This window comes from Collimonas antrihumi (assembly GCF_018304965.1).
Taxonomy (GTDB): domain Bacteria; phylum Pseudomonadota; class Gammaproteobacteria; order Burkholderiales; family Burkholderiaceae_D; genus Collimonas; species Collimonas antrihumi.
Genome location: NZ_JAGQED010000031.1, coordinates 1 through 26,482, shown reverse-complemented (window position 1 = coordinate 26,482; position 26,482 = coordinate 1). Strand labels below are relative to the sequence as shown.

Below are 26,482 nucleotides of genomic sequence, written 5' to 3'. Positions count from 1 at the left end.
AAGTGCCAACCTGGCCCGTTTGGCCCATTTATATAACATTCATAACTCCCCATGACTCATCAATCTGCCAGCAGCCTCATCAACCCAGCGATTCTGGATGAGGTGGCGCAGCAAGCGTATCCCGCGTCCACATTATATGTGTTGGCCACACCGATCGGAAATGTCTGCGATATCAGCCTGCGGGCCTTGCATGTATTGTCCATGGTCGACGCGGTGGCATGCGAGGACACCCGGAATACTGCCCATTTGCTGAATCGCTATGGTTTATCCAAGTCCCTGGTGGCGGCGCACGAGCATAACGAACGGGAAGTGGCAGACAAGATCGTTGCGCGCTTGCAGGCTGGCGAGCGCATCGCGCTGGTGTCCGATGCCGGCACGCCGGCAGTGTCGGATCCCGGGGCACGGATTGTCGACGCCGTGCTGCGCGCCGGTTTGCGCGCATTGCCGTTGCCCGGGCCGTCGGCGGCGGTTACCGCGTTGTCGGTCAGCGGCCTGGTGAACGATCGGTTTCAGTTCGTCGGATTCTTGCCGAGCAAGGCAAGGCAGCGCGAGATCGTATTGGCCGGCCTGGTTGGCGCAACTGCGACGTTAGTGTTGTATGAGGCGCCGCATCGGATCGTAGAAACCGTTGATGCCTTGCTGCAAGCCTTCGGGCCAAGCCGTCAAATCGTGCTGGCGCGCGAGTTGACCAAATTGTTCGAGAGCGTACACCGTTGCCCCTTGGGCGAGGCGCCGGGCTGGCTGGCGGCCGACGGCAATCGGCAAAAGGGCGAGTTCGTGTTGCTGATCGAAGCCGCGCCGGTAGCGCTCGACGACAGCGCTGAAGGAGAGCGGGTGTTGCAGATACTGTTGGCTGAGTTGTCGATTAAGCAAGCTTCAGCATTGGCGGCGCAAATTACCGGGCAAAAGAAAAATGCCCTGTATGAACGGGCGCTGGAATTAAAGACGCCGAGAGACACTGAAGGTACTGAGTAGGATAGGTGTGATAATCTTTTGTCATCGTCCAGTGCTGTCCTGAAGGCTTAAACTGAATCAGCGCTGAACCAGGGCTGGAACCTGCGTATGTCCACGAATAGGCACAAATCGAGGCGTGCAGCGATGTATTTTAGCAACGGCAATAACATTCCAAATTAGTTCCGGCCAAGGGTTCAATAGTAAAATCCGCCTCCTTGTGCAATGCGGCAAAAGATTCAGGCAGTTATCAAATTGAAGTAAGCGGGCCATGCATGCCAGACTTGCCCTTACCAATAAGAGAGAGAACATGAGTAATACGCAAACCAGCAACAGCCCCGGATTCAAGTCATCCCGTCTACACATCATTACGCTGGCTGCGTTGGGCATCGTGTTCGGCGATATCGGCACCAGTCCGCTGTATGCGCTGAAAGAGTGTTTTAGCGCGGAGCACGGCATCCCGTTTACGCCGGCAGCAGTGTTGGGAATTATCTCGATGCTGTTCTGGGCGATCACGATCGTGGTCTCGCTGAAATACGTATTGTTTGTGATGCGCGCCGATAATAACGGCGAAGGCGGGGTACTGGCCTTGATGGCTTTGTCGCTGCGTACCGCAAAAACCGGCTCAAGCCGCGCCAAGCTGCTGATGATGCTGGGCGTATTCGGGGCTTGCATGTTTTATGGCGACGTCGTGATTACCCCGGCAATTTCGGTGTTGTCGGCGGTGGAAGGATTGGAAATCGCCACGCCGGGACTGTCGCGATATGTGTTGCCGTTATCGCTTGTGATCCTGATTGCCTTGTTCCTGATCCAGAAACACGGCACCACGGTGGTGGGGAAATTATTCGGCCCGGTGATGTTCGTCTGGTTCTTGTCGCTGGGCGTGCTAGGTGTCTACAACGTCATCAAAGCACCGGAAATCCTGGTAGCGATTAATCCTTATTATGCTTTCGCTTTCATGCAACAGCATGCTCTACAGGCTTTCGTCGTGCTGGGCTCGGTAGTGCTGGTGCTGACCGGCGCCGAGGCACTCTATGCCGACATGGGGCATTTCGGCATCCGGCCTATCCGTTTTGCCTGGTTGTTTACCGTCATGCCTTGCCTGATGTTGAATTACTTCGGCCAAGGCGCGAATTTGCTGATGAATCCGAGTGCGATCCAGAATCCGTTTTACCTGATGGTGCCGGACGCCTTGCTGCTGCCGATGGTGATCCTGGCGACCGCCGCCACCGTGATCGCATCGCAAGCCGTGATCTCGGGCGCGTTCTCGTTGACCAGCCAGGCCATCTTGCTCGGCTTCGTGCCGCGCATGCGGATCCTGCATACGTCCGAAGATGAACGTGGCCAGATTTATGTGCCGGTAATTAACTGGATGCTGCTGATACTGGTGGTGGCAGTAGTGCTGGCCTTCAAGAAATCCGACAACCTGGCCGCCGCCTACGGCGTCGCCGTCACCACCACCATGCTGATCACGACCGTGCTGGCGGCGGTGGTCATGCGTACCGTGTGGAAGTGGAATCCCTTCCTGGTGGCGCTGGTCATCAGCGCCTTCTTCATTGTCGATTTCGCCTTCTTCACCGCCAATCTGCTGAAAATTATCGACGGCGGCTGGTTCCCGCTGCTGCTCGGCGGCTTTGCATTCTTCCTGTTGATGACCTGGTACTCGGGCCGCATGCTGCTGCGTGAACGCAGCAAGGACGAAGGCATTCCGCTGGAGCCTTTCGTCGAAGGCTTGCTGGCGCATCCGCCGCATCGGGTCGAAGGCACCGCGGTATTCATGACCGGCAATGTGGCGACCGTGCCGGTAGCGTTGCTGCATAACCTGAAGCACAACCGCATTTTGCACAAGCGGGTGTTCTTCCTGAAAATCAGTATCTGGGACGTGCCGTTCGTCGAAGACAGCAAGCGTTTGACCTTGAAGGAACTGGGCAACGATGTGTATATCCTGCGCGCAGCGTTCGGTTTCAAGGAAGCGCCCGACGTGCAGTCCGTGATGGCTTTGGCCACCAACCAGTTCGGCCTTGAATTCGATGTGATGGATACGTCTTTCTTCCTGGCGCGCGATACCGTGATACCGAGCAAGATCCCGGGCATGCGACTGTGGCGTGAAAAGCTCTTCGCCTGGATGTATCAGAACGCGGCTAAACCTTCTGACTTTTTCCATATCCCGGTCAATCGGGTGGTTGAGCTGGGTACCAAGGTCGAAATCTAAGTTGTCTGGAACGTTCCCGCAGGTCGGCCTGGCTCGCGGGGATCTTGCAAGACTCGTGGCTCGCCGAGGCTGACCTGGCACCGCCACAACTGATGGCCGGAAGCCAGGTATTTGCTCTCAAACGGCGTGATTGGCAGCGTCGGCTGATACACTTCGCAGCCAACCTCTTTGCCGCTGAGCTGGCCCAAGGCGCTGGCGCATTCCTCTACATAGATCTGCCAGTTACTACGGCACTCCAGAATTCCCCCGAGGGCGGCAATATCCGGAAACACCGGATGGCCATGCCAGCGGCGGCTCAGCTGGCCAATCTTCGGCCACGGATTCGGATACAGCAAATAGTGCCGGGCCGGGAAAATCCCGGCAGCCAGCAGTAGCCGCCAATAATCCACCAGATCGGCACGAATCCGCAGGAAATTGTCCGGCAGCGGCGCCGCGCCCGGCCACAAGGTATTGCGGCCGACCCGGTCCGCAGACTGATCGACTCCAATCACGAAATGATCAGGATATTGTGCCGCCAGATGCATGGTCGACAAGCCGACGCCGCAACCTGCATCCAAGATCAAAGGCAAGCTGCCGGCGGCGCGCCAGGCGGCAATGCTGTCGTCAAAAGCGCGCTGGTTGTAAGCGCTGACCGGTTTTTGGAAGGTGTGCGCCGCATGTTTGGCGACGGTCGCTGCAAGCTGGTCATGAACGCCGCTTTGGGCACTGTGAATCGGGCTGGAATTGGCGTACATGGGGGAAGGCGCGGGAAATACGCCGCAAGCGAAGCTACGGCAACAATGCTTAAGCCGTCCCAGTCTTCCTGATGGCTGTCGACGGTGTCGGCAACAGCAGGTTGACTGAAACGAGGTGGATCGGAAACGAGGTTACTGTAACGTTACCGGCTGACTCATCATCGAGTCATAATTGCCTAAAAAGGCATCGATATCTTCGATGCTCGGCTCGGTCGCAATCAAATCCTCGACCCCTTTACGGAAAAATTCAGCCAAAGCACCAGCAATGAAAATCTCACGCTTGAATGATTTATCGACGATTTCATAGCCGCCGAAACGTAAAGCTTCGCGTTGTTCATCGGCACCAAATTCGACGACGCTGTATTGGTCACTGTTATAAATCAGGTTCATATGCGCTCCCGGTAATTAAGACAGAAGGTAATGATCGAGTAAGCAGTTTTCAAGCCAGCAAATGAAAATATTATTTTTTAACTCCTTTTCCGAGAGACATGTTTCAAATGAGACATATTTATCTGGTGAAGAATTTAAGTGTTTCTTTCATTTACATACTACGCCAGCACGGGTATTTGTCACGAAATAAATGTTGATGAAGGCTATACATTTTTTCTACCTGCCACTCAGGAGCCAACTATTCCGTGGCACTGCTTGCTCGAATCACAGTTATCAAATCTTGCTAAAAATGTTGCAGATCCGCTACTCGGACCATTCAAACATGATACGTTGATGCGATCCCGGCTTGATGGTCACATCGTGGGCCTTGGTTTGGCCGTTCTTGATTGCCTCGAGGTGATAACGCCCGGCTGGTAGTTGTGCCAGGAGGAAAGGCCCCTTTGATACTGTATCCAGGACGGTTTTGTGGCTGGCGTCGCTCATCTTCACTTGTATGTCAGAAGTAAACTCATCCTTGGGAGTAGCCTTGATGACAAACTCAAGTTCCAGGGAGTAGTTCTTTGCTGCTTGCTGTATGGCAGTTGATTCGTCCTGCCCGATACCGCCGGAAACATAGGTGGCGACACCGCTGGTGGTTGGCTGCAGCCGACTTTGCGTAGTATCGGCAGCAAATGCCAGGTTTGCCGCCATCAGTACGGATAGGGCAAAAAGAGTGCGCTTGTTCATGGTGCCTCCTCCAAAAATGTATCTCCCACAATGGGAGAACAGCGGAATGGCGAAAAATACGACATTGCACAATGCAATTTGGCGCGACTGTGAAGCAATTTGGGGCGCCTGCAGAATCCATCTTAGCGGCCGCAAATTAAAATAAGCTTAAAGCGGGATTGTTGCGGCGGGATGGTTGCCGCGAGATTGTTACAGCGGATTTGTTACGAGTTTCTTGCTGATTTGCCCTTAGTCCGGTCAGCTGTAGTAGTAAGGTTTGGTGGGCACGCTATCCTCGCCGGCCTTTTTCAATTCACCCAGGTCGACGTTACGATCCCAGAATATGTGCCAGCCCCGGCTTTGCTCGTCGACCACTTCTGGATGTTCTACGAGAAACTTGTCCAGGAACTGGGTGATTTCCGAGACATAACCATCGTGACCGATTCGGTAGTCTTTCCGTTTGGTAAACATATGGCCTCCAGGCCTAATACTTTTTGGACTGCCAACGGCGCTGCGAGTTTCCTTTGAGTCTTTAACACGGCAAGATCACAGGTCTTGCAGCGCACGCCGATATTCGATCGCCTCAGCCCCATGGCCTGCTGACATTGTCCGCTCCAGCCAGATCTACAAGTCGAAGCGGCTGTTGATTCAGGTGATGCGCAGGCGCTGCAGCTTCTGCAGCAACCCCTTTCGACGATCACTGCCTGTCAAAAAAATGATGTTAACAATTAACAACTAATGTTAACAAAAAGAATCAATTTTCTTGACGCAACATTTTTAAATGGGCAACATATTTCTTTAAGGAAATTTTTCAATGAATGCACCTATAAGGTGCTGAAAGTAGCGTCTGGCCGATATGCGTCTACGCGTTTATTGTTTTTATTGTAAAAAATGGGGAGTAATTCACAGATGTCTATGTTCAAAAACAAACAGCGCGGTCAAGGCATGACCGAGTACATCATCATCGTTGCGCTGATCGCCGTCGCCGCGATTGCTGTTTATCAATTCTTCGGTCAAACCATCCGTAACCAGACCGCAGGTATTGCCAACGAAGTTGCCGGCCAATCCGGCGGTGCGGCAATTACGGCGGCCCAAACCGCGGCTACCGCGGCCTCGGGCGAAGGCGTGAAAAAGGGCTTGAACAAATACACTAACGATAATTCTCGCTAAGACTTAGCCAGAACTTCATAGCGTACCAAGCATCATGCCACGCGCCAGCTTTCGCCGAAGCTGGCCAGCGTTCAAGGGGAGGCGATTTCAGCAGGGCCAAGCGCTCATCTACGGGATTTTTGTCCTGGTAGCTGGCTTGGCCGCGCTTTTCTTCCTTTTTAACACCGGTCAGCTTTCCCGCGAGAAAACCAAGCTCGTCAATACCTCCGACGCTGTTGCCTACAGCGCCGGGGTGATGCACGCACGCGCGCTGAACTATATCGCCTATACCAATCGGGCGATGGTGGCCAACGAGGTGACCATTGCACAAATGGTCAGCCTCTCCTCATGGGCCCAGTACACCAAGACCCACGCTGAGAGCACCGCCCAGCTGGGCTGCGAAACCTATTATTCAGAGCCGGTTGCCAAGGCCATGACCTTGTATATCCCGGTGTGCTCCGGTTTGTATTACGCCAACGTCATCGGCACTGTGGAAATTGTCAGCGAAGCGGTGCAGGTCGCCGCTGAAGCGATGGTGGTCGCATCGGACGCCGCCAAAGCGATATTGCAGGCATCCCAGGTCACCATGCTGGCGACCTTGCCGGTTGCCCGCAAAGACGTGATGCAGCAGGTGGCGAACGCCAACTACCTGAATGACGGCGAGGTCCAGGTTGATGTGGTGCCATTGCTCGATACCTTCTTTGCGTTTGACGGCTCGCCGATCATGCAGCGCTACAGTGGGGATCAGCGCGAGCGGTTTGCCCAGGTAACGAAAGCGTCAGCTAACCTGGACAGTTTTGTTCCATCTCGTCATTGGCGCAGCAATGCACTGATACCAACCTGTTGGGATCCACTTCCACACTTCGACTATGTCAATCGTGCGGGTGGCACAGAACTCATCGGCTACGACGAATGGCGGGCACTGGATACGGCGTCGATTTACAGGTATCGCCCGAAAGGACGGTGGATCAAAAGATGCCGAACTGATGAGGGAGCGCTCGGCTACGGCAAGCAAAGCGCAAACGACGGCGATTCATCGGGAGGCGGCGGCACAGTCACCAGCGGCAGGGAAAATTCTCAAGCGGCGTCGAGGGCTTCCAGCAACGACTGGAACTACACCGGCCTGCCCGGCTTCTTCGAGCTGTCCGACAAGGCGCTTGCCTACACCCCGGACAACGCAGACAAGAGCAAGCAGGATCCCAAGGTCCGATTCGCCATCCGGCTCCGGCGCCAGTCCGACCAGACCGCTACCTCCGATGCACGTTCGGCGGTCAAGCCATCGGCACATTTGAACAATTACCAGGGCACACCGGCCGGCGGATACTACGCCAGCGTCTCCGCGTCAGAGGTGTTCTTTTCGCGGCCGGTGCCTCGCGCCGACGGCAAAACCGAGCTGGCGAGCCTGTTTAACCCTTATTGGCAAGTTCATCTGATTGAAGTGCCGGATGACATCAAGGCTGTTGCCCAATCACTCCAAGGAACGGTTCTACCACCATGAAATCAGCTGTCGCACGTCTCTCCCGCCATCTTTTCGCCGTAACGGCATCCACGGCCGCATTGCTATCTGCTCCTGTGTATGCCGAGACCGGACTGGAACGCGAAATACTGAACGCGCCCATGCCGCACGAAAGCGGCAAAGGTGGCAAGGAAGTGCTGGTTCACTATGCACGTTTGCAGGGCGCTCTACAAGGCGACCCAGATAATGCAGTACGCCTGGAGCAACTTAAGCGCGATGTCGCCAGTTGCGCCGCCACCAAGCGCGAAGCAAACCTGCCGGTCAACTTGCCGACTGAATGGCCCGAGCACCTGAATGGCTTCCGCGAAGATTTCTACGCCACCAGGAATTTTGCCATCACCTATAGCGCCGCCTGGATTTATATATTGAATCCGGAAGACTGCAGCGTAGCCGACGGTCCGGCCCTGGCAGCCAAATCCCATTCCAGGTCGCGTGGCTTATGGACTACCGCCACCCTGAAATCATCTGCCGGCATGTGCCAGATCGACCTGGTCGCCAAAACAGCACGCGGCCAATGTGCGATGGATGTTCACCGCAACGCCCGGCCGTCGCAAGGAAAAAATCCGGCCGATGTGATCGCGCAACTCAAGCGCAATCCGGCCATTCCTGCCAGCGTCATCACGCAAATGGAGGCAGCCATGCCTGCTGCATCCGGGCCGTCCAAGAACATTCTGGGCATCTCGTGCCAACCCGAAAGACTGCTCGGCGATACCATGTGCGTCGCCAACGGCGGCAGCTTTACGCCAGCCGCCAAACTGGTGCTGGAGCGCAGCTCTGCCAAAGGAATCTCCATGACTGCCAAACAGGCAGCGCAGGACGTAAGAGTCGGTGAGAACGTGTTCGCACCGCACCTGGCTGGCGGCTTCCAGGTCACGCAGCCGGGAGGCAAGCCGTGAAATTCGCGCCGCGCATAGCCAGCCCAGCTTTGCGTAAGTCCGGTCTTGCCGATTCGAAAGGCCAGGCCCTGACCGAATTCCTGGTGATCTCGGTGGCGCTGTTGCCGCTGTTCCTGTTGGTGCCGATGATCGCCAAGTATCAGGACATCGCGCACAGCACGCAGCTGGCCAGCCGCTATGTCGCCTTTGAAGCGATGACGCGCAATGATGCCGTCAGCAGCTGGAAGCCGGCTGCACAACTGGCGGCTGAAGTAAGGCGCCGCTTCTTCAGCAACCCGGATGCCGCCATCAAGACCAATGACGTCGCCGGCGATTTCAAAGCCAATCAGAACCTGTTTTGGCGCGATCCGAAGGATGCGCCGTTGATCAAGCATTTCGATAGCGACGTCAATGTCAGCTTCGGCCCTGACCACAACAGCGATCACGGCGGAGGATTTACGTCAGCCAGCGACGGCCAGCCGTTTTTGCTGAAGAGGCCTCTCTCGCTCCAGGATCGCGGCATCTATAGCGCCAATGTCTCGGTGACATTGGTCAACTTGCCAGGCGACCTGAACTTCTACAAGCCATTTGACGCAATCAACCTGCGCATGAGCCGCAGCACAAGTCTCTTGATCGATGGCTGGTCAGGACGCGATCCAGGCAGCGTGCAAGACAAACTGAGCAACGTTGAAATTTTTCCGGGGAAAGCATTGGCGCCGTTGTCGGTCATCGTCGACCCGGTAGTGATGGTGATCGAACTGCCTGGCGGCATCACCAAAGGCCCCAAACTGGGCAAGCTGGATTTTTGGCAAGACGTGGTGCCGCCGGATCGTCTGAGAGCATCCCGGTGATCCGGACATCTTTTTGCCGACGGAGCCAAGCGGCCTTGGCTATGTGCCGCCGCGTGTCCACTTGTCTGGCGATGATAGGGGTCGGCTGCACGTTTTTTCTGGGGTACGCGTCGGCACAGAATGTCTGGCCCAGTATCGCGCTGCCGAAATCGGCCGATGCTTTCGGTATCGGCGAGCAGCTCACGGCCAACGGTTTGCCAATGCGGATACAGGGCTTCGTATCGCAGAAAAAGCCGGCTGAATTGCTCGATTGGTTTCGCCAGAGCTTGGGCAAGCCGTTAGTGGAAAACACACTCGGCAACAAGCAGATTCTGGGGCGGGCCGAAGGGCATTACTACCTGACGGTGCAAATCGAAGCGGCCGGGCAGGGCAGCAAAGGCCTGGCGGCAGTGACCGATGTGAAAGCCATGGTCCAGAGTCGGGAAAAAACGCAGGACAGCAACGGGCGATGGCTCAATCGCTTGCCGTCCGGGTCGAAAATAATCAGCCAGGTATCGTCCCAGGACGGCGGCAAGCTGAATACGCAGCTGGTGATCGTCAACGGCCACAGCGAAACATTGAACGCGAATGCGCTTAAAGACATCATGGAAAAAGACGGCCAGGAACTCGACCGCGAGGTGACGTCCGATGACAGAACGCTGAACCGCATTCACGCCCGGCTGACAAACGGCAGGACCTTGCTGTTCAAGGGAAAAGGAAAGGAAGCTGTCGCCACGATTGCACGCGACGGCAACGGCAGCACATCGATCGTGCTCAGCATTGTTACGCAGATGGAGAACTATAAATGAACAATCCGCAGATCTACACCGGTAGCGCTTGCCTGAACAGGCAAGCGGGCCAGGCATCGCTTGAATATGCCGTCGTCTGCGCCGCACTTGCTTTCGCATTGGGAGTCGGCATGATCGATTCGAACAGCGTGCTTTGGCAGCTGATTGATGCCTTCAAAGTGGCCTACCACAAATACAGCTATTCCCTTTCACTTCCGCTCTAATTTGACCTGACTTTATGAAGCTTTCCCTACCTAAAAAATTCAAACCGGGCAAAACCTGGATCATTCTCGGCGTGGCTCTCAGTATCGGTCTGTTGGCGGCGCTTGCCGCCCGCAGTTTCCTGTCGCACCAGATGGAGGCGATCGAAGCGCGCAGCAAAGGCGAGACTATCGACGTCGTGGTGGCCAAACGTGAGTTGAAGAAAGGCGAAAGACTGTCTTCTGAAAATGTCGCGGTGCGCTCGGTGCCGCTGCAGTATTCGCACTCGCAAGCCATTTTGCCGGATGCGTTTGATCGCGTCGAAGGCCAGGTTCTGGCTTACCCCGTCAATGCCGGCGAGATGATTATATGGGGTCTGATGGAGACCAAAAGAGTCCCCACTTTTTCGGCGCGGGTTGCACCCGGCCACAGGGCATTGACAGTAGCGGTCGATGAAATCAATTCGATCTCGGGAATGCTTGAGCCGGGCGACATGGTGGACTTGATGGCGACGATCGACAAAAAGGGGAAAAAGATTACATTCCCGCTGTTGCAGAGCATTCCGGTGATGGCTACCGGTCAACGCTCGATCGATGATCCGAAGAGCGGTGAACGGCGTGAATATTCAACTGTCACTCTCGAGACTTCGCCCGAGCAGGCGCAAAACATTATCGTCGCGCGTGAAGCCGGGAAAATTACCGCGCTGCTGCGCAATCCGCAAGACAAGCAGCCGATCGGCAACAGCAATGCAGATGTCGCTTCGTTGCTCGGGCTCACTGGCGGCAACACGCGCGAACCGTCGGACAATCAGGTACCGGTAATTTACGGTGGCGGCAACAGCAAAATCCCGGAAGAAGCTCTGTTGCTCAGCAAATATCAGACTCCAGCGGCTAATCCTGTCGGGCAGCTCGACGGCATGTCACGTCCCGCTGCTGCAGCTCAAATCCGGCCTGGCCCGCAGGCCACGGCAGGTCAAGCAGTTATTCCAAATCCCGCGCAATCATCGATGGCCGCGATCAACAACGCCGGCAATGGCCAGCGTTAAGGCAAGCACGCAGCAAAGCAGCCGATTGAATGCAATTTGAACTGAGTAGCGAGTTAAAACGAGTTGACCCCCAATGATAAATAACAATAGCCAATCTCCCTTTTTCCCCGTCAAGCCGCTGATGCTTTTTCTAGCGCTTGCTTTTGCCGGGGCCGACATGACAGCCAACGCGCAGAGCGCTCCGTCAAACATTGCCAACGCTGAAAGCGGCGCCGATAAAGGAGTGAACCTGCCGGCCAAGAATGGCTACGCAGATACGTATCGCTCCAACCTCAAACGCTCAGCTGTTGCTCTGAGCCAACCCTATAACCCGATCAAAAAGCAGGACGACCAGGCGCAGATTCCCGAGATCGAAATGTTTGTAGGCGAGTCGCGCGTATTCCCGGCGCCGGGCGTCGCCCGCATCGCCGTCGGCAACGGCCAGATCATGAGCGCGGCAGCGCTCGACAACCGGGAGGTGATCCTGTTTGCCAATGCGGCCGGCACCTCGTCGCTGTTTATCTGGAATGAAGATGGCCGCTACCAGCGTGTCAAGATCAATATCGTGCCGGGCGACACCAGCCGCTTTGCGCGCGAGATCGCGGCCTTCCTGACAACCATCCCCAACACCAAGGCTTCAATTATCGGCGACAAGGTGATCGTCGAGGGCGACGACCTGACCGATGCCGACATCAAGAAAATCGACGACCTGGCCAAGCGCTATCCGCAGATCGTCAACTTCACCAACCAGCTGGGCTGGGAACAAATGGTGCTGATGGATGTGAAAGTGGTCGAGTTTCCGAAAACCGAACTGCGTGAGCTGGGATTGAAATGGACCTCCACCGGCGGTGCGATCATCGGCGGCATCTGGAGTCCGGCACGGCGCGGTACCGATGGTCCCTATCAGATCAACATAAAAACAGGCCAGGATAATCCGGTGCCGATCACAGCTCCAGGTGGTAACTCCGGTACCGGCGTGGTGCTGCCGTCAGCACTCAATGTGTTGAGCGCGGTCAATCTGGGTCTCAATGCCCAGTTGAATCTGTTGGCGCAAAACGGCCAGGCAACGGTTCTGTCGGAGCCGCAATTGTCGGCGCGTAACGGCTCCAAAGCTAGTTTTCTGGTCGGCGGCGAGTATCCGTATTCGGTCTCCTCCATCAACGGCCTGACCGTCATGTTCAAGCCATACGGCATCAAGCTCGACATCGAACCGCGAGTGGACCGTAACGGCGTGATTCGCGCCAAGATTGAAAGCGAAGTCAGCGCCATTGACGGTTCCGTCGTGACCACTGCGGGTCCTGCCATCAGCACGCGCAAAACCAATACCGAATTCAATGTCAGAAACGGCGAAACACTGGTGCTGTCGGGCCTGATTTCACGCAAGACCAGCAATAATATCGACAAGGTTCCTTTCCTCGGCGATATCCCTATCCTTGGCGCCCTGTTCCGTTCCAAGCGTTTCCAGAACGATGAGACCGAACTGGTGGTTTTCGTTACTCCCACCGTGGTCGACAGCCGCTCGGCCGGACTGGTCGACCGGGTCCAGCGTGCGAGTCAGCGCCTGGAAGACAATTTCGGCAAGAAACCGTATTTGACGGATCCACTGCAGCCGGGTGTCGATCCGGCGCGCACTAACCAACCCTCGCTCGCCCCGGTTCATCCTTCTGCCGTAGAAACCGGTAGCGATGAATCCGCCGCACCGGCGATGGCGCCGGCAGAACCTGCGCCAATCGTTCCGGCTCAAGCGGCTAGCATCAGAGCTGCCGCCAGTGCGGCACTGGTGCCGGCCGGGCAAAACCCGCTGCAGGTCGGAGGCAGCTCGTTGCAAGTCAAGCAGGACGGCTTGATCGTGCATGCCGAGCCTGATCAGCAAAGCAGGACGTTGCTGCAACTTGGGCGCGGCTCCATCGTGCAGATGGGCAGCCTCGATCCGCAGCCGCTCGATTTTCCTCAGTGGCGCAATGTCGTCGTCGGCGCCGTCAACGGTTGGGTCGCTAGTGCATCGGTGGAACCGTCGAAGCTGCAACCGGCAATTCGCTCTTATTCGGCCAGCACGATTGCCCGGCCTGATCAGCAAGGCAGCATCATCGGCTCAAGTAATCCTGATCTGAAACCGGCCAATGCCACTACGCTCACGGCCAACGCCAAGAACAATGATGCGACTGAAGCCAGGCGTTATCGCGTCACCTTGAACCAACTGGCGCTGAGGACTAGCGCCGATGTCAATGCGCCGGTGATTCAACAATTGGCAAGCGGTAGCATCGTCGAAGGTTTACCGCAGGCTCCCAATGGCTACTGGTCACCGGTACAGATCGATGGCAAGCGCGGCTGGGTCGCCACGCAATGGCTGTTGCCGATCGCGGCGCAGTAGAGATAAAAGTAAGGTGAAACCATGCTCCAGATAGAAATACTCGACTCCGACGGCAATAAAAAATCGGTGCAGGCGCCAGATGAATGTGTGATCGGCAAAGGCTCGCAGAATGAGGTTCGCCTCGATAGCTGGCGTGTCTCAAAAGAACACGCACGACTGCTCAAGACCCCTTCGGGTGTCCTGCTCGAAGACATGGGATCGTTCGGTGGCGTCAGCGTCAACGGTGCACGTATCGACGGCCAGTATGGGCCATTGAAGGAAGGCGAAGTCATCGGTATTGGTCCTTTCAAGCTGCGCGTAATGGAGCTTGGGGAAAATTCCGGCATGGTGCAGGCAGCCCACCCGAAATCGCGTTCCGACACGGCGGCTATCCGTAATCAGATGGCGACCGACGAACTGAAGGCGTCGCGGCTGACTGCCGAGCGGGTCCAACGTCAGATCTTGCAAGAACAAGCGGAGGCAGAAGTCTTTGGGGGTGCCGACCAAAAGCCGCCGCAAGCATCGGCGAGCGCCAGTTTCGCGCTGGTGATTGCACCGGATCCGAAGCGCAAGGAGCTTGAGTTTGAATGGCGCAAGCGCATTCATGCCAAGCTGCTGGAAACGATGGACTTGCGGCGCCACGACGTGCACAGCATGACGGATGAGCATCTGCGCAAAGAAACCAGTGCGCTGATACGCCAGATTCTGCGTGAGGTGGATCTGGACATTCCGGCCGAGCTGGATCGCGAGCTGCTGTGCAAGCAAGTGCTCGACGAAGCAATCGGCCTGGGGCCGCTGGAAGAATTGCTGGCCGACGATAGCGTGACCGAAATCATGGTCAACCGATTCGATGAAATCTATGTCGAACGCGCGGGCCGCCTGCAAAAGCATGCGCTTACCTTCACCGGAGACCGTGCAGTGATGGGGGTGATTGAACGCATCGTCGCACCATTGGGACGGCGCATCGATGAATCGTCGCCGATGGTTGATGCGCGCTTGAAAGACGGTTCACGGGTCAATGCGATTATTCCCCCGCTGGCGCTCAAAGGCGCCTGCCTGACCATTCGTAAATTCTCCAGACGCAAACTGGGCGCGCAAGACCTGGTGCAATTTGGCGCGCTTAGTCCGGCGATGGCGAGCTTTCTGGAAATCTGCGTTCTGTCGCGCAAGAATATCATCGTCTCCGGCGGTACCGGCTCCGGGAAAACCACTCTGCTCAATATCCTGTCCAATTTTATTCCTGCCGGCGAACGCGTCATCACGGTGGAGGACGCGGCTGAGCTCAAATTGCACCATGAACACTTGATCAGTCTCGAATCGCGTCCTGCCAACGTCGAAGGCAAGGGCGCAGTGCTGATCCGGGAACTGGTCAAGAACACCTTGCGGATGCGTCCGGACCGGATTGTGGTCGGCGAGTGTCGCGGCGCGGAAGCGATGGACATGTTGCAGGCGATGAACACCGGCCATGAAGGGTCGTTGACGACGCTTCATGCCAATACGCCGCGCGACGGCCTGGCTCGTCTGGAAACCATGGTTTTGATGGCGGGTATGGATTTGCCGCTGGTGGCGATTCGCGAACAGATTTCATCGGCAGTCGACATCGTCGTGCAGCAGACCCGTTTTGGCTGCGGCACGCGGATGGTCACCAGCATTACCGAACTGACCGGCATGGAAAGCGGAAAAATCCAGATTCAGGAGTTATTCAAATTCGTCAATAAAGGTTATACCGGGCCACACAACAAGGTAACCGGCTACTTCAGCGGCTGCGACATGGTGCCGACCTTCTATGAGGAATTGCGTGCTACCGGCAGCGATCTTGACATGGCCATCTTCAAACCGTTCGATGAAATGCAGGGTGCTCATGCCGAACACAATTCCATGCATACAGCCAATTGACAGGGCGGAGCCATGAATAACAGCAACATGCTCACCATCATTACCGTCGTAGTGGCCCTGTCGGCAGGACTGCTGGGCTGGTTCATCATCGACATGGGAACGGTGACGATGAATCGCTACCGCGCTAATTTCACCGAACGCACCAAGTTCCAGGCGCAGGAATTTTTTCTGTTCATCGATCCGACCAAACTGTTCGTGGCCAACCTCGCCGTCATGGCGCTTGGCGGCTTACTGGTATGGATCATCACAGGCACCGCCGTCATCGCACTCCCCGTGTTCTTTGCACTGGCATTGTTGCCGCGCACCTTGTATGCATGGATGCGCAAGCGTCGCCTGCGCAAATTCGAAGAGCAACTGCCTGATGCCTTGATGATGCTATCCGGCGGCATGCGCGCCGGCGTCGGCCTGACTTCTGCGATCCAGCAACTGGTCACTGAAGCGCAAGCGCCGTTGGGGCAGGAGTTTTCACTCATGATCCGCGAACAGCGCCTGGGCGTCACTTTGGAACAGAGCCTGAACAACCTGGCGCGCCGTATGCCAACCCAAACCACGACGCTGGTCGTGTCGGCAATGCGTATCGCCAATGAAACCGGCGGCGGCCTGGCCGAGACGCTGGAGCGCACAGCAAACACCATTCGCAGCCGTCTACAAATGGAAGGCAAGATCGGCGCCCTTACCGCACAAGGAAAACTGCAAGCCTGGGTGGTCGGATTGTTGCCGATGGTGCTGATGGCGATTCTTAACAAGATGGAACCGGAAGCCATGAGCTTGCTGTGGCACAGCCGCACCGGATGGGCCACGCTTGGCGTGATTGCCTTTTTTGAGTTCATGGGCGTGTTTGTGATTCGCAAGATTATTGCGATTGACGTCTGATCGGCAAGAGAGCATCGATATGAATGACGCAGTGAGTAAAAATTTTGGCTTGATCAGCATGCTGTTTGCATTGGCGATCGGCCTCTCGGTAGCGCTGGTGGCGTGGCTGATCAGTCGCGCGGTAGCTGCAGTCCCGGAAGAAGATCGTGAATACAAGGACCCGCCGCCGCTGGGCTTTCGTCTGGTATGGTGGCCGATTCAGGCAATCAGTTATTACATCAACCCGCTTATCTCCGGCAAGGCGCATGCCGCATTGCTGACGCGTTTGCGCAAGGCCGGGCTGGATTTCACTATCAGCCCGACGCAATTCATGGCGAGCCGCATATTCGCAGCGGCGCTGGCGGCGATTGCATTTTGGTGGGGGCTAGGTTCTTTCGATCATGCTTCGGCGGATGACACAGGCTTTCGCAGCAGCCTCTATTTGCAGGTAACTGCCTGCGGCGCTTTGTGCGGCTGGGCTTACCCGGCGATCTGGCTGAGCGACCTGCTGGGCGCCAGGCGTCGCGAGTTGCTCAAGACACTGCCGTTTTATCTAGACATCATTACGCTGTGCGTCGAAGCCGGGCTCAACATGCAAGGTGCGATGAACCAGGCAGTGGCAAAGGGGCCGAAAGGTGTCTTGCGGGAAGAGTTCCAGCGTGTCCTGCGTGATATCCGCGCGGGTAAAGGGCGCGCCATGTCGTTACGTGACATGGCCGATCGCCTGAACGAAGCCAGCGTCACCAATTTTACGACTGCCGTGATTCAAGCGGAGAGCATGGGCATGAATCTGGGGCCGGTACTGCGTGCGCAGGCGGATCAGCGTCGTACCGAACGCTTTTTACGGGCGGAAAAATTGGCCATGGAAGCGCCGGTAAAGATGTTGTTTCCATTGATCGTCTTTATTTTTCCATGCACTTTCATTGTGCTGTTCTTTCCGATTGTGATGAAGTTCATACATTCAGGTCTATGAAAAACTTCCAAACTGCAACCATACAAACCAGCAGTGGCATGCATGAGTTCGAGCTCAGGCTGGCCGATAATTTCCTGCAGCGCTTCGTCGGTTTGATGATGAGCCGTCCGATGCAGGTGTGCATAAAAAAAATGCCTGGCATGCTGATCACGCGCTGTCCAAGCGTTCACACCGCGTTCATGCGCTACGCAATTGATGTGATTTACCTCGATGCAAACGGTATCGTCACCAAATGTGTGCCCAATCTCAAGCCATGGCGCGCTAGCCGCAGCTCGGGGACAGATGCGCAAGGGCGACGTCTGGCGCGCGCGGTCCACACGTTGGAACTGCCCGGCGGGGCGGTCGACAAGTTCGCAATTCGCCAAGGCGATCGCTTGTGCCATCCCTATTTCGAGGCCGGGAAACAGAGCGAGGCGGTCGACCTGCAAGCATCGGCTGCGCCGTATCGGAAAGCAGCAGCAAAACCATCCATGCGCTTGCAGCGCGGGGCGTCGATGATCGAGTTTGCCGTGGTGGGCCCGATCATCAGCTTGTTAGGATTGGCCGTACTGCAATACGGCATGCTGTTTTTTGCCAAAAACCAAATGAATCAGGCCAGCTTCATGGCCGCCCGCGCGGGAAGCATGGCCAACGCCAGTTTGTCTTCTGTCGGAAAAGCCTATACGAATGCCTTGATCCCGCTCTACGGCGGCGGACTGACCGTGCAGCAATTGGCCAGGTCCAGGGCGCTGGCTATCTGCGAATCCACTAAAAATCCGGGCGACCTGGCTGCGGCGCAAGCCTTGGCGGGAGCGACGTTTACCGCCGATGACCAGGCTGCCTGCAGCAAGTCCCTGGCCCAAGGTGGCGCATGGATCGAGCTTCTCAATCCTACGAAAGAAAGCTTCGACGACTGGAAGGACGACACCCTCACTCAAACGGTAGGTAACGGTAAGCGTGTGATTCCCAACCGCAATCTGGCGTTCAAGGATTCCAGCAAGATAGGAAGCAGTTCCGGGCAAAGTCTCCAGGACGCCAACGTGATCAAGGTGCGCATCACGCAAGGCTATACACCCAAGGTGCCGTTGATGGGTTTGATTTACACCAAGTACCTGAAATGGCTCGATACCAAAACGGACCCGGTTTACACGCAGCTGGTCAACAACGGCCGCATACCTGTGGTGACCAATGTCACCATGCAGATGCAATCGGATGCTATCGAACCTGACAACCCTGTATCAACGCCAGGCATGGGCAATGGCGGTGATCCGACCAATCCGGGAGATCCGCCTGTCGTCACCACCGATCCTCCTGCATGCGGAAGTGTCGGTTGCACAGTGCCGCCTAAACCGGTTGATCCGGGCGGAACCTGTACGGGCCCTAACTGCCCAGTCTGTAACGGAGCTTGATCATGCGTCTATTGCCTAAACTATTTGCTATCCCGGCGTTACTGGCCGCGTTGTTTTCCGGATCGGCTCCGGTGCAGGCCTGCGGCCCGAGCCCGGGCGGCCAGACCTGCAACGGCGGCCCCCAGGCTGCCAGCCTCGGTAACGACAGCAGCACCAACCAGGGGGCCGGCAACCCGATCAACATCATCAACGGCAACAAGTACCAGCAAGAGACTGACTTGCCGGCGCTGCCCGGGGTGCTGGGGCTGGAGATCATCCGTCACTACAACAGCCAGTACAGTATGCCCAATGTGCCCAACGGCGCGTTTGGCCGTGGCTGGAAGCTCAGCTATGAAACCGACCTGTATGTCTCCAGCAGCAACATCCAGATTGTGCAGGCCGACGGCACCCGTATCATCTTCGATCGCGATCCGAGCCATCCGAGCCTGTGCAGCAGCGCCAATCCTGCCAACGGCAAGTTGCTGATCGAGAAGAAGCACAACGGCGACGAATACACCTGGATCTGGCCCAACGGCCGCCAGCTGAACTTCAACAGCGACGGCAAGCTGGTGCAGATCGCCGCGCCGACCGGCGAATTCGTCAGCCTGACGCGCGATGCCAAAGGCATGTTGCTCAAAGTGACCGATCCGCAAGGCCGCAGCCTGCACCTGAACTACCTCGACAAGCAAAGTGCACGGCAAGGTGACCGTTTTCGTGGTGTGCAAAGCATCGACAGCCCGGTAGGCCGCTTCGGTTACAGCTACGGCAGCGAAGCGCCGCAAGGCAGCACGCTCGACAAGGCGCTGTTGCTGGCCAACCTGGTCAAGGTGACGATTCCGACCAGCTACGATGCCAATCGGAAAGCACACGCCTATACCGAACGCGGCACCAGCACGAGCAGCGTCAGCCGCACCTACCACTATGAAGACCCGCATTTCCCGACGCTCCTGACCGGTATCAGCGTCAACGGCAGCGGCAGTGATGGCAAGCTGGTCAATCAGCGGCTAAGCACCTGGATCTACGACCAGAATGGCCGCGGCATCTTGAGTGTCAAGGGCAGTCCGGCGCGGTTGCAAGCGGATAAAGACGGCAAGCCGCTGGAACCGAAGCGTCTGGCGCCGGGCACCGGCCTGGAGCAAGTCTTCTTCGACCGCCAGCCAACCAACAAGGTGATCCTGACCAACAGTCTGGGCCAAAGGACCAGCTACAGCTATAGCATCATTGGCGGCGAATACCGCTTGCTCGAAATCCGCGGCGCCGGTTGCGCCACCTGCGGCCCAAGCAATGTGCGTTACGGTTACGACATGGTGGGACGGCTGACCGAGACTACGCAACTCAATGACGGCGGGCAGGCGATTACGACCAGCAAGACTGAATTCGATAGTTACGGACGGATTGTGCGCACCAGCCGCATCGGCTACGCAAATGGCAAGCCGCAGCCGGCGCAATGGCTGACCCGCTACGAATATCCGGCGCTGGACAAGAACAACCCCGCTGCGCAGCCCAGCTCGACGCCGATAGTGATTGCCCGGCCGAGTGTGATTGCGGGCAAGGAAGTGATCACCCGGATTGCCTATAACGATGTGGGCCAGGTGACCAAGGTCAGCGAAAGCGGCTTCGCGCCGGCCGTCGATGGCAAGACAGCGGCAGCGGCTATCGAGCGCAGTACCAGCTATGGCTACAGCAAGATCAATGGCCGCAGCCTGCTGAGCCGGATTGACGGACCGCTGGCGAATGGTCCGAACAATGATCCGAGCGATTCCGACGTCACCCAGATCGCGTATGACCATCGTGGCAGCTTTGTCACAGCGGTCACGTATCCGCTCAATCTCAGTCGCCACTTCACGCGCGACGAAGGCACCGGACGCTTGTCGCAAGATATTGCGGATGACGGCATCGTCACCAATCTGGCATACAACACGCTAGGCATGGTCACGCGCACCGAACGTGCCGGACTGATCACTGAACGCCAGTACAATGCACTGGATCAGGTCAGCGCGCTGTCCGACGCCGCCGGCCGTGGCATCAGCTTGCGCTACGACAGCGCCGGCCGGCCGGTTCACATGGAAGACGCGCAAGGGTATTTCAGTGAGCTCAGCCTGGATACCGAAGGCAGGGTCAAGGTCAGCGGTTTGTACGAGCCCGCAGAGGAACAAGCGCAAGGCAAGCTGGTTCGGGCGACTTACCGCAGCTACGACGAAAACAACCGGCTGTCTCGCCAGTTGCAGCCAGACGGCAGGCTCGATACCTATGCCTACGATGCACAAGGAAGACTGGCAAGGCATCTGGACGGCGACGATGTATTGCATCTGAGTGCAGCAAACAAGAGCAATACTGCACGCGCCAACATCGATCTGGCGGCAGACGGCATGCTGCGGATCAATTTTCAACTGGCGCCGTCGTCATCCGATGAGACAACAAGAAAAATTCAACCCAATATCTTGCGCGACGATTTCGGCCGTGTGCTGAAAATCCACCTGGCCGATTACGGCAATAAGATCGCCAGCTACGATATCCGCGACCGGATGATCCGGCTCGACCAGGCAGACGGCAGCAGCATCGACTTCCGCTACGACCTGGCGGGCCGCATGATTCAAAAAACAACAACTGCCGCCGGCACCGCCAAAGTCTCGACGGTAACCTTGCGCTATCAAGGCAACCGGCTCATCGACGTCACGGATCCGGTTCAAACCACCGCCTATGCCTACGATGCCGCAGGCCGCATAGCGCAGACCCGCATCACCATCGACCAGCAAAGCTACACCCTGGCCACGACCTATGACCCGCGTACAGGTGAGCCCAGCACCCAGCGCCTGGCCGACGGCCAGGTGATGCAGATTGAACGCGACCAAGCAACGCAGGTAGCGCGCAGCATCAGCCTGCAAGGCGAGCGCTCAGCCAGCATTGCTGGCCAAATCGAGAAACTGCCGGCTTGGCTGCAATGGGCTAAAGCTATTCTGCCAAAACAAACCGTGGTCGCCGATATCGGCTTTAATCCCTACAACGGTCTGACCGGCTATACCCAAGGCAACGGGATTAAGACGGCGAAAGGATTTGATATCGCCGGACGCCTGACGTCGATGAAGATCGGTGCCGACCGCAACAGTATCGCCAGCTGGCGTTATGACTACGGTGTAGGCCCGCGCATCCGGGCTCTGCAAGCCGCCGCCGATACGCGGACCAATCCCGGCAGCGGTATCGTAAAAGCTACTTATGATTACTCCGGATTCGGCGCGTTAAAATCAGCTAAAGGAAACTATGGTCCGCTGAAAGTAGCCGCCACAAGTAACAGCATATTGCATTTGACGCCTAGTCATCGCGACAAACTTGGCCGAGTAATAGACGACGGTGAGTTCCGCTATCGCTATACGCCAGAAGGCCAGGTTGAAACAATAGTCGACAGCAAGAGCGGTATGCTAGTTGTCACATATCGTTACAACAGCTTCAGTCAACGGGTCACCAAAGTCGTTTATGGTAACCAGCAGAGCGCTGCTACCACTACCCGCTATTTGTGGGACAAAGGCCGTTTAGCTGCAGAAATTGATGCGCAGGGGCATATCAGAACGCAATATCTATATCTAACTGCGGACGGCAATGAGACCCCGATTGCTAAGTTGGAAAGCGAAAGAGGTAAAGAGCAGCGAATTCTCTACATCCATACCGATCAACGTGGTGCGCCAATAGCTATGACGGATAGCAGCCAACATATGGTTTGGCAAGCCGACGTCGCCCCTTGGGGACAAGCAAAAATTCAAAGCAAGGAAGGCAGCACGCTCAATTTACGCTTGCCAGGGCAATATTACGACGCTGAGACTGGTTTACATGATAATTATCATCGAACCTATAATCCCGCCGCCGGGCGCTATTTGCAACCTGATCCATTGGGCTATCTGGAAGGATCTGATGCCTATACGTATGTATCGGGTGATCCCATCAATAAAATTGATCCGTTGGGTCTGTATGAGCGTGATACTCACTATTACATGACTCTCTTTCTAGCATTGATGGCAGGCGTCGATAGCAAGGATGCTCGAATCATCGCATTGGGTGATCAATATGTTGATGACAATCCGCTCACTACTCCTATGCCAGATGGCTTAAGTCTCAAATCTATGCAGGAAAATGCAGATGCGCTCCTGAAATACCATTTTGTTATGCCGGGCGGAACGGATGGAACCAATATAAAAAATCCTAGCAGCGCCCAACTTGATAATTTATTCTCCGCAGCGATCACTGCAGATGCAGCTGGGAAGCGAAATGCTTGCCTCCAATTTTCTGGAGAATACCTGCATGCTTTTGAAGACACTTTTGCCCACCGCGATGAGAACAATATTTCTTTTGATCCGCTTAAAGAGGTAAATGTTATTCAATGGGGATTTATACATTACACAGCCGATCAGAAAAATCTGGGTCTTGGTCACGGACTCTATGGGCATGATCCTGATTATACGTATGATCATGAGGGTAAGCTGTGGGGGGCTTGGAGCGATGCTAAAGGCGGCACTGTCGATTTGTTTCTCCCTCCGCATACTGTGAAATGGGATGTCAATGAACAACGAACGCTCGACATGGAAGAGGCTGTTTTTAATAAATTGCAGCAATTTGGTGACAAAACCAAAGCGAAAAATTGGGATGAATTGAAGATGTATCTGATTGCGTTCAACGGTATTAATGAAAATGAGGACAATACAGACAAAAATTTTCCTAAGAAATTAGCGGCGCTGCAAGATGCCCTGGATACGTTTGGCATAAGTGGAATAGATTTAAGGGGCGCAGATAAGTACAACGAAGCTGCCGGTAAATCTAATCGCGATGATTTTCTTGGAAGTTTGGCTCAGAAGGATTATCCGGGGACCATTCTTGTTAAATAAGGATTGCATAATGTTTGATAAGTTACTTGTATCTCTGCGGGTCAGTTTGATGTTTGGCCTGTTAGCCGCTGCTTTTCCGGCTAGAACTGAAGAGATATCTTTTACGCCGGCTTTTGTATTTAGAGAATTTTTTCTCAAAAATAATCAAGCCGACCGATCGCTTCAAAGTAATCGCACCAAGGCAGGGGCAACTAGTCAGCCTGAGAGTGTACAGAACGATTCTGGGAGTTCTTGCGTTGTATTGCGCTGGGATAAAGCAAGTTTCAACAAGCCCTACATCGCGATTAGACAGTCTGGTCGTTATTGCTTGGACCAGGACTATGATTTTGCGTGCAGCCCATGGGCGCACGGATGCGGCGGAAATTTTATAGACATTGAAGCTGACAATGTTGACGTTGATCTGCGTGGACATACTCTCGGGACGATCGGAACGCGAGGCTATACCGGCATCTCGGGGCACGGAAAGAACATCCGCATACACAACGGAACCATCAAAGGCGTCGGTACGGGGATCGAGCTGGCTCAGCGCAGTACGAATTGGAAAATGGCTCCTGTTTATTCCTATCCGGTTTACCCGGTTTTGCCCAATGCACAGTTCACGGATACGCGCTTCATCATTGAAAGCATAAATTTTGTCGATGTCTTTAGTCCGATCCTGTTGTCTGGCACAGGCAACGTCATCCGCAATAATCATATTGGCGCGATTCTGGAAAATCGGCTTGTGGCGGATGGCAAGCCAAAATTTTCGGGAGATGACGAAGCAAAAGTATCAGTCTTGAATTTCGGCCCCAAAGCACTGATTGAAAACAACACAATTACCCAGAAAACAAATAACCGAGGCGTGGCTGCCTATACGCTCTATCTGCGCAATGGCGATGGATCTGTCGTACGCAATAATTCCATAACGCTGGATGGCAGCGTGGATAAGACGATTGCGATCGGACTGAGCAACAGCCGGGAAGTCGTGGTGCAAGAGAACAGTTTTGTGAAAGTAGAAACGCCGATTGAAGTCAAAGACGGAAGTACGGTCAAGGAAAGCGGTAGCAGAATTAATCAACCGTTCTAATCGGGGCGGATATGGCTTCGATATTCTCGGCCATAACATCTGGACCGCCAGCGCACTCGGCGTGATCGCGCGAAATAGTTTCGATACGGAGAGCAATCTGGTCGAATCCGCTACGCAAAACGCGCGTATTCAGCAGATACAACATTATCGTTACGACGCTCAGAATCGTCTGATAGCAACATGGGACAACACCGGCGGCATCAAACGGATCGCCTACAACGACCAGAATATGCCCGCCATATTGAGCGATAGCCTGGGCCGCCAAAAGCGCTATCGTTACGATGCCAATCTGCACCTGACTGACGTGACGTCAGCCGCCAATAGCGTGGTCAGGTTCGAGAACGATAGCCAAGGCAGAGCCGCGGCAGTGACAGCACCGAACGGCGCCGTCACCCGCACCATCAGAGATGATTTCGACCGCACGGTCGCCATCATCAGCCCTGACAGCGGCACCAGCACGCGCGCCTTCGACGCCGCCGGACGCCTGACAGCAAGCGCCGACGGCAATGGCAATCGCGCTCGCTATGAGTACGACCCCATGGGGCGTATCAGCAAACAAACCGTGTTTGACGCCAAGACCAGCGAACCGGTCGTCACCAGTTGGCAATACCAAGGGCAACGGCTGGTCGCGCTGGATTACCCGACCCAAAGCGAACGTTATGCCTACAACCAACGCGGACTGATGGTGAGCAAGACGGTGACGCTGAAACAGATCAACGGCAGCACATCGCCCTCCGCTATCAGCGCCATTACCCGCTATCGCTACGACGAACACGAACAATTGCAAAGCGTCAGCCTGCCGGACGGCAGTGCAATTCAGTATCAGCGTAATGGCCAGGATCAGATCGTTGCACTGACGCGCAGCCGGATTCAAACGCCCTGGCTCCAGTGGTTGTTGCCTGCCAAGGTGCTGGTACAAAACATCGAACGCGACATCGTCGGGCTCAAGAGCTATGCCTACGGCAATGGCATCGAGGCCCAATTCCAGCGCAGCAGGGAAGGCGCGTTGGCAAGGGTGGTATATCGCCGTCCGGCCAATAGCGGCAACGTGCAGACCGCCATGCTGGAACGCGTGCTGGGCATCGCCGATGCGCAGGCAGCCGCAACGCCCGCCAGCGCCGTCAATGGCACGTCCGGGTTGCCAGGCGCGCTTGGTTTGCCGGAGGACTCGCAAGCGCTGCTGGATCAGCGCTACTTGTGGGACACGCAAGGTAATTTGCTGCATATCCAGAATCGGGGGATGCTGACTGCGCCACATCAGCAAACCGGCAGCTACGCCTACGACGCCCAGGACCGTCTGATCGTGGCAAGCGCACCGCAAAGCACCGACCGCTATTTCTATGACGGCGCCGGCAACCGGCTGCTGGGGCAGCAAGGGATCAAGGACCAGGCTGACCTGACCACCAATTCGGTCAAGAATGTCTATGCGGCCAACAGCAACCGCTCGCTTGGCAGCGCAGCAAACCACACGAAATACGATAGCGGCGGCCAGCCGCAGCGTATCGCCAATCGGGAATATGTCTGGGATGCGTTCGGCAAATTGTCTGAAATACGCCAGGAAAACCGCAGCCTGGCCAGCTATAGCTACAACCATCGCGGCGAACGCCCCCTGTGTCAGGATAGATGTCGCGTCATCTGATTTTTCTTAAAAAGCTCAGGGGGCGGAGCGAAGACATGCAGTGAAACGCTATTCATTAGAACGCAAGGAAGCCATTCTCAGACGAATGATGCC

General features: G+C 55.9%; 21 protein-coding genes. 17 read left to right on the top strand and 4 right to left on the bottom strand.

All coding sequences use genetic code 11. The annotated features are described in order from the left end of the window. Nucleotides 1-51 precede the first annotated feature (51 nt). Nucleotides 52-975, top strand: a complete 924-nt coding sequence (gene rsmI, locus KHU29_RS19260; RefSeq protein WP_211454827.1) for a 16S rRNA (cytidine(1402)-2'-O)-methyltransferase — start codon at nucleotides 52-54, stop codon at nucleotides 973-975. Between the two features lie 286 nt (nucleotides 976-1,261). Then, nucleotides 1,262-3,163, top strand: a complete 1,902-nt coding sequence (locus tag KHU29_RS19255; protein WP_211454825.1) for a potassium transporter Kup — start codon at nucleotides 1,262-1,264, stop codon at nucleotides 3,161-3,163. On the opposite strand, the gene trmB is transcribed toward KHU29_RS19255, so the two are convergent. The 4 genes from trmB to KHU29_RS19235 all read right to left on the bottom strand — a co-directional run bounded on the left by trmB (nucleotide 3,160) and on the right by KHU29_RS19235 (nucleotide 5,463). Next, nucleotides 3,160-3,897: a tRNA (guanine(46)-N(7))-methyltransferase TrmB gene (gene trmB, locus KHU29_RS19250; protein ID WP_211454823.1), complete on the bottom strand. Its 738-nt coding sequence runs from the start codon at nucleotides 3,895-3,897 to the stop codon at nucleotides 3,160-3,162. The two genes, KHU29_RS19255 and trmB, sit on opposite strands and share 4 nt — an antisense overlap. Before the next feature lie 132 nt (nucleotides 3,898-4,029). Beyond that, nucleotides 4,030-4,287: a BTH_I0359 family protein gene (locus KHU29_RS19245; protein ID WP_014008142.1), complete on the bottom strand. Its 258-nt coding sequence runs from the start codon at nucleotides 4,285-4,287 to the stop codon at nucleotides 4,030-4,032. A gap of 303 nt (nucleotides 4,288-4,590) precedes the next feature. Continuing rightward, on the bottom strand, nucleotides 4,591-5,013 hold the full coding sequence (locus tag KHU29_RS19240) for a carboxypeptidase regulatory-like domain-containing protein (protein WP_211454821.1): 423 nt from the start codon (nucleotides 5,011-5,013) through the stop codon (nucleotides 4,591-4,593). A gap of 237 nt (nucleotides 5,014-5,250) precedes the next feature. Beyond that, complete coding sequence (locus tag KHU29_RS19235) at nucleotides 5,251-5,463, bottom strand: DUF3460 family protein (protein WP_211454819.1); 213 nt, start codon at nucleotides 5,461-5,463, stop codon at nucleotides 5,251-5,253. Nucleotides 5,464-5,901: 438 nt separating this feature from the next. Between KHU29_RS19235 and KHU29_RS19230 the strand changes: the two genes are divergently transcribed. The 15 genes from KHU29_RS19230 to KHU29_RS19160 all read left to right on the top strand — a co-directional run bounded on the left by KHU29_RS19230 (nucleotide 5,902) and on the right by KHU29_RS19160 (nucleotide 26,389). Next, nucleotides 5,902-6,162: a hypothetical protein gene (locus tag KHU29_RS19230; protein WP_211454817.1), complete on the top strand. Its 261-nt coding sequence runs from the start codon at nucleotides 5,902-5,904 to the stop codon at nucleotides 6,160-6,162. A gap of 34 nt (nucleotides 6,163-6,196) precedes the next feature. Then, on the top strand, nucleotides 6,197-7,639 hold the full coding sequence (locus KHU29_RS19225) for a pilus assembly protein TadG-related protein (protein WP_211454815.1): 1,443 nt from the start codon (nucleotides 6,197-6,199) through the stop codon (nucleotides 7,637-7,639). Continuing rightward, nucleotides 7,636-8,553 (top strand): hypothetical protein, encoded by a 918-nt coding sequence (locus KHU29_RS19220; RefSeq protein ID WP_211454813.1) that lies wholly within the window; start codon nucleotides 7,636-7,638, stop codon nucleotides 8,551-8,553. The genes KHU29_RS19225 and KHU29_RS19220 overlap by 4 nt, the downstream gene beginning before the upstream one ends. Further along, complete coding sequence (locus KHU29_RS19215) at nucleotides 8,550-9,383, top strand: hypothetical protein (protein WP_343216075.1); 834 nt, start codon at nucleotides 8,550-8,552, stop codon at nucleotides 9,381-9,383. Before KHU29_RS19220 ends, KHU29_RS19215 begins: the two co-directional genes overlap by 4 nt. Before the next feature lie 53 nt (nucleotides 9,384-9,436). Next, on the top strand, nucleotides 9,437-10,171 hold the full coding sequence (locus KHU29_RS19210) for a hypothetical protein (RefSeq protein ID WP_211454811.1): 735 nt from the start codon (nucleotides 9,437-9,439) through the stop codon (nucleotides 10,169-10,171). Next, nucleotides 10,168-10,374, top strand: coding sequence for a hypothetical protein (locus KHU29_RS19205; protein ID WP_211454809.1), 207 nt, complete (start codon nucleotides 10,168-10,170; stop codon nucleotides 10,372-10,374). The genes KHU29_RS19210 and KHU29_RS19205 overlap by 4 nt, the downstream gene beginning before the upstream one ends. 14 nt (nucleotides 10,375-10,388) lie before the next feature. Next, nucleotides 10,389-11,396, top strand: a complete 1,008-nt coding sequence (gene cpaB, locus KHU29_RS19200) for a Flp pilus assembly protein CpaB (protein WP_211454807.1) — start codon at nucleotides 10,389-10,391, stop codon at nucleotides 11,394-11,396. A gap of 157 nt (nucleotides 11,397-11,553) precedes the next feature. Next, nucleotides 11,554-13,746 (top strand): pilus assembly protein N-terminal domain-containing protein, encoded by a 2,193-nt coding sequence (locus KHU29_RS19195; RefSeq protein ID WP_246542287.1) that lies wholly within the window; start codon nucleotides 11,554-11,556, stop codon nucleotides 13,744-13,746. Nucleotides 13,747-13,767: 21 nt separating this feature from the next. Then, nucleotides 13,768-15,621 carry a TadA family conjugal transfer-associated ATPase gene (locus KHU29_RS19190; RefSeq protein ID WP_211454803.1) on the top strand — a complete coding sequence of 618 codons (1,854 nt, stop codon included), beginning with the start codon at nucleotides 13,768-13,770 and terminating at the stop codon, nucleotides 15,619-15,621. Nucleotides 15,622-15,633: 12 nt separating this feature from the next. After that, on the top strand, nucleotides 15,634-16,494 hold the full coding sequence (locus KHU29_RS19185) for a type II secretion system F family protein (protein ID WP_211454800.1): 861 nt from the start codon (nucleotides 15,634-15,636) through the stop codon (nucleotides 16,492-16,494). Between the two features lie 58 nt (nucleotides 16,495-16,552). Then, nucleotides 16,553-17,446: a type II secretion system F family protein gene (locus KHU29_RS19180; protein ID WP_246542297.1), complete on the top strand. Its 894-nt coding sequence runs from the start codon at nucleotides 16,553-16,555 to the stop codon at nucleotides 17,444-17,446. Continuing rightward, entirely contained in the window at nucleotides 17,443-18,834 is a 1,392-nt protein-coding gene (locus KHU29_RS19175; protein WP_211454796.1) for a DUF192 domain-containing protein, read from the top strand. The genes KHU29_RS19180 and KHU29_RS19175 overlap by 4 nt, the downstream gene beginning before the upstream one ends. A gap of 2 nt (nucleotides 18,835-18,836) precedes the next feature. Continuing rightward, a complete protein-coding gene (locus KHU29_RS19170) occupies nucleotides 18,837-23,684 on the top strand; it encodes a DUF6765 family protein (RefSeq protein ID WP_211454794.1) in 4,848 nt (1,615 codons plus the stop codon). A 10-nt stretch (nucleotides 23,685-23,694) separates the two neighbouring features. Further along, complete coding sequence (locus tag KHU29_RS19165; protein ID WP_211454792.1) at nucleotides 23,695-24,750, top strand: right-handed parallel beta-helix repeat-containing protein; 1,056 nt, start codon at nucleotides 23,695-23,697, stop codon at nucleotides 24,748-24,750. Continuing rightward, nucleotides 24,689-26,389 (top strand): RHS repeat protein, encoded by a 1,701-nt coding sequence (locus KHU29_RS19160; RefSeq protein ID WP_211454790.1) that lies wholly within the window; start codon nucleotides 24,689-24,691, stop codon nucleotides 26,387-26,389. Before KHU29_RS19165 ends, KHU29_RS19160 begins: the two co-directional genes overlap by 62 nt. The last annotated feature ends 93 nt before the right edge of the window (nucleotides 26,390-26,482 follow it).

Excerpts from the sequence above, each read along its gene's own strand:
- rsmI (WP_211454827.1), top strand. The coding sequence starts at position 52 with ATGACTCATCAATCTGCCAGCAGCCTCATCAACCCAGCGATTCTGGAT.
- KHU29_RS19255 (WP_211454825.1), top strand. The coding sequence starts at position 1,262 with ATGAGTAATACGCAAACCAGCAACAGCCCCGGATTCAAGTCATCCCGT.
- trmB (WP_211454823.1), bottom strand. The coding sequence starts at position 3,897 with ATGTACGCCAATTCCAGCCCGATTCACAGTGCCCAAAGCGGCGTTCAT.
- KHU29_RS19245 (WP_014008142.1), bottom strand. The coding sequence starts at position 4,287 with ATGAACCTGATTTATAACAGTGACCAATACAGCGTCGTCGAATTTGGT.
- KHU29_RS19240 (WP_211454821.1), bottom strand. The coding sequence starts at position 5,013 with ATGAACAAGCGCACTCTTTTTGCCCTATCCGTACTGATGGCGGCAAAC.
- KHU29_RS19235 (WP_211454819.1), bottom strand. The coding sequence starts at position 5,463 with ATGTTTACCAAACGGAAAGACTACCGAATCGGTCACGATGGTTATGTC.
- KHU29_RS19230 (WP_211454817.1), top strand. The coding sequence starts at position 5,902 with ATGTCTATGTTCAAAAACAAACAGCGCGGTCAAGGCATGACCGAGTAC.
- KHU29_RS19225 (WP_211454815.1), top strand. The coding sequence starts at position 6,197 with ATGCCACGCGCCAGCTTTCGCCGAAGCTGGCCAGCGTTCAAGGGGAGG.
- KHU29_RS19220 (WP_211454813.1), top strand. The coding sequence starts at position 7,636 with ATGAAATCAGCTGTCGCACGTCTCTCCCGCCATCTTTTCGCCGTAACG.
- KHU29_RS19205 (WP_211454809.1), top strand. The coding sequence starts at position 10,168 with ATGAACAATCCGCAGATCTACACCGGTAGCGCTTGCCTGAACAGGCAA.
- cpaB (WP_211454807.1), top strand. The coding sequence starts at position 10,389 with ATGAAGCTTTCCCTACCTAAAAAATTCAAACCGGGCAAAACCTGGATC.
- KHU29_RS19195 (WP_246542287.1), top strand. The coding sequence starts at position 11,554 with ATGACAGCCAACGCGCAGAGCGCTCCGTCAAACATTGCCAACGCTGAA.
- KHU29_RS19190 (WP_211454803.1), top strand. The coding sequence starts at position 13,768 with ATGCTCCAGATAGAAATACTCGACTCCGACGGCAATAAAAAATCGGTG.
- KHU29_RS19185 (WP_211454800.1), top strand. The coding sequence starts at position 15,634 with ATGAATAACAGCAACATGCTCACCATCATTACCGTCGTAGTGGCCCTG.
- KHU29_RS19180 (WP_246542297.1), top strand. The coding sequence starts at position 16,553 with ATGCTGTTTGCATTGGCGATCGGCCTCTCGGTAGCGCTGGTGGCGTGG.
- KHU29_RS19175 (WP_211454796.1), top strand. The coding sequence starts at position 17,443 with ATGAAAAACTTCCAAACTGCAACCATACAAACCAGCAGTGGCATGCAT.
- KHU29_RS19170 (WP_211454794.1), top strand. The coding sequence starts at position 18,837 with ATGCGTCTATTGCCTAAACTATTTGCTATCCCGGCGTTACTGGCCGCG.
- KHU29_RS19165 (WP_211454792.1), top strand. The coding sequence starts at position 23,695 with ATGTTTGATAAGTTACTTGTATCTCTGCGGGTCAGTTTGATGTTTGGC.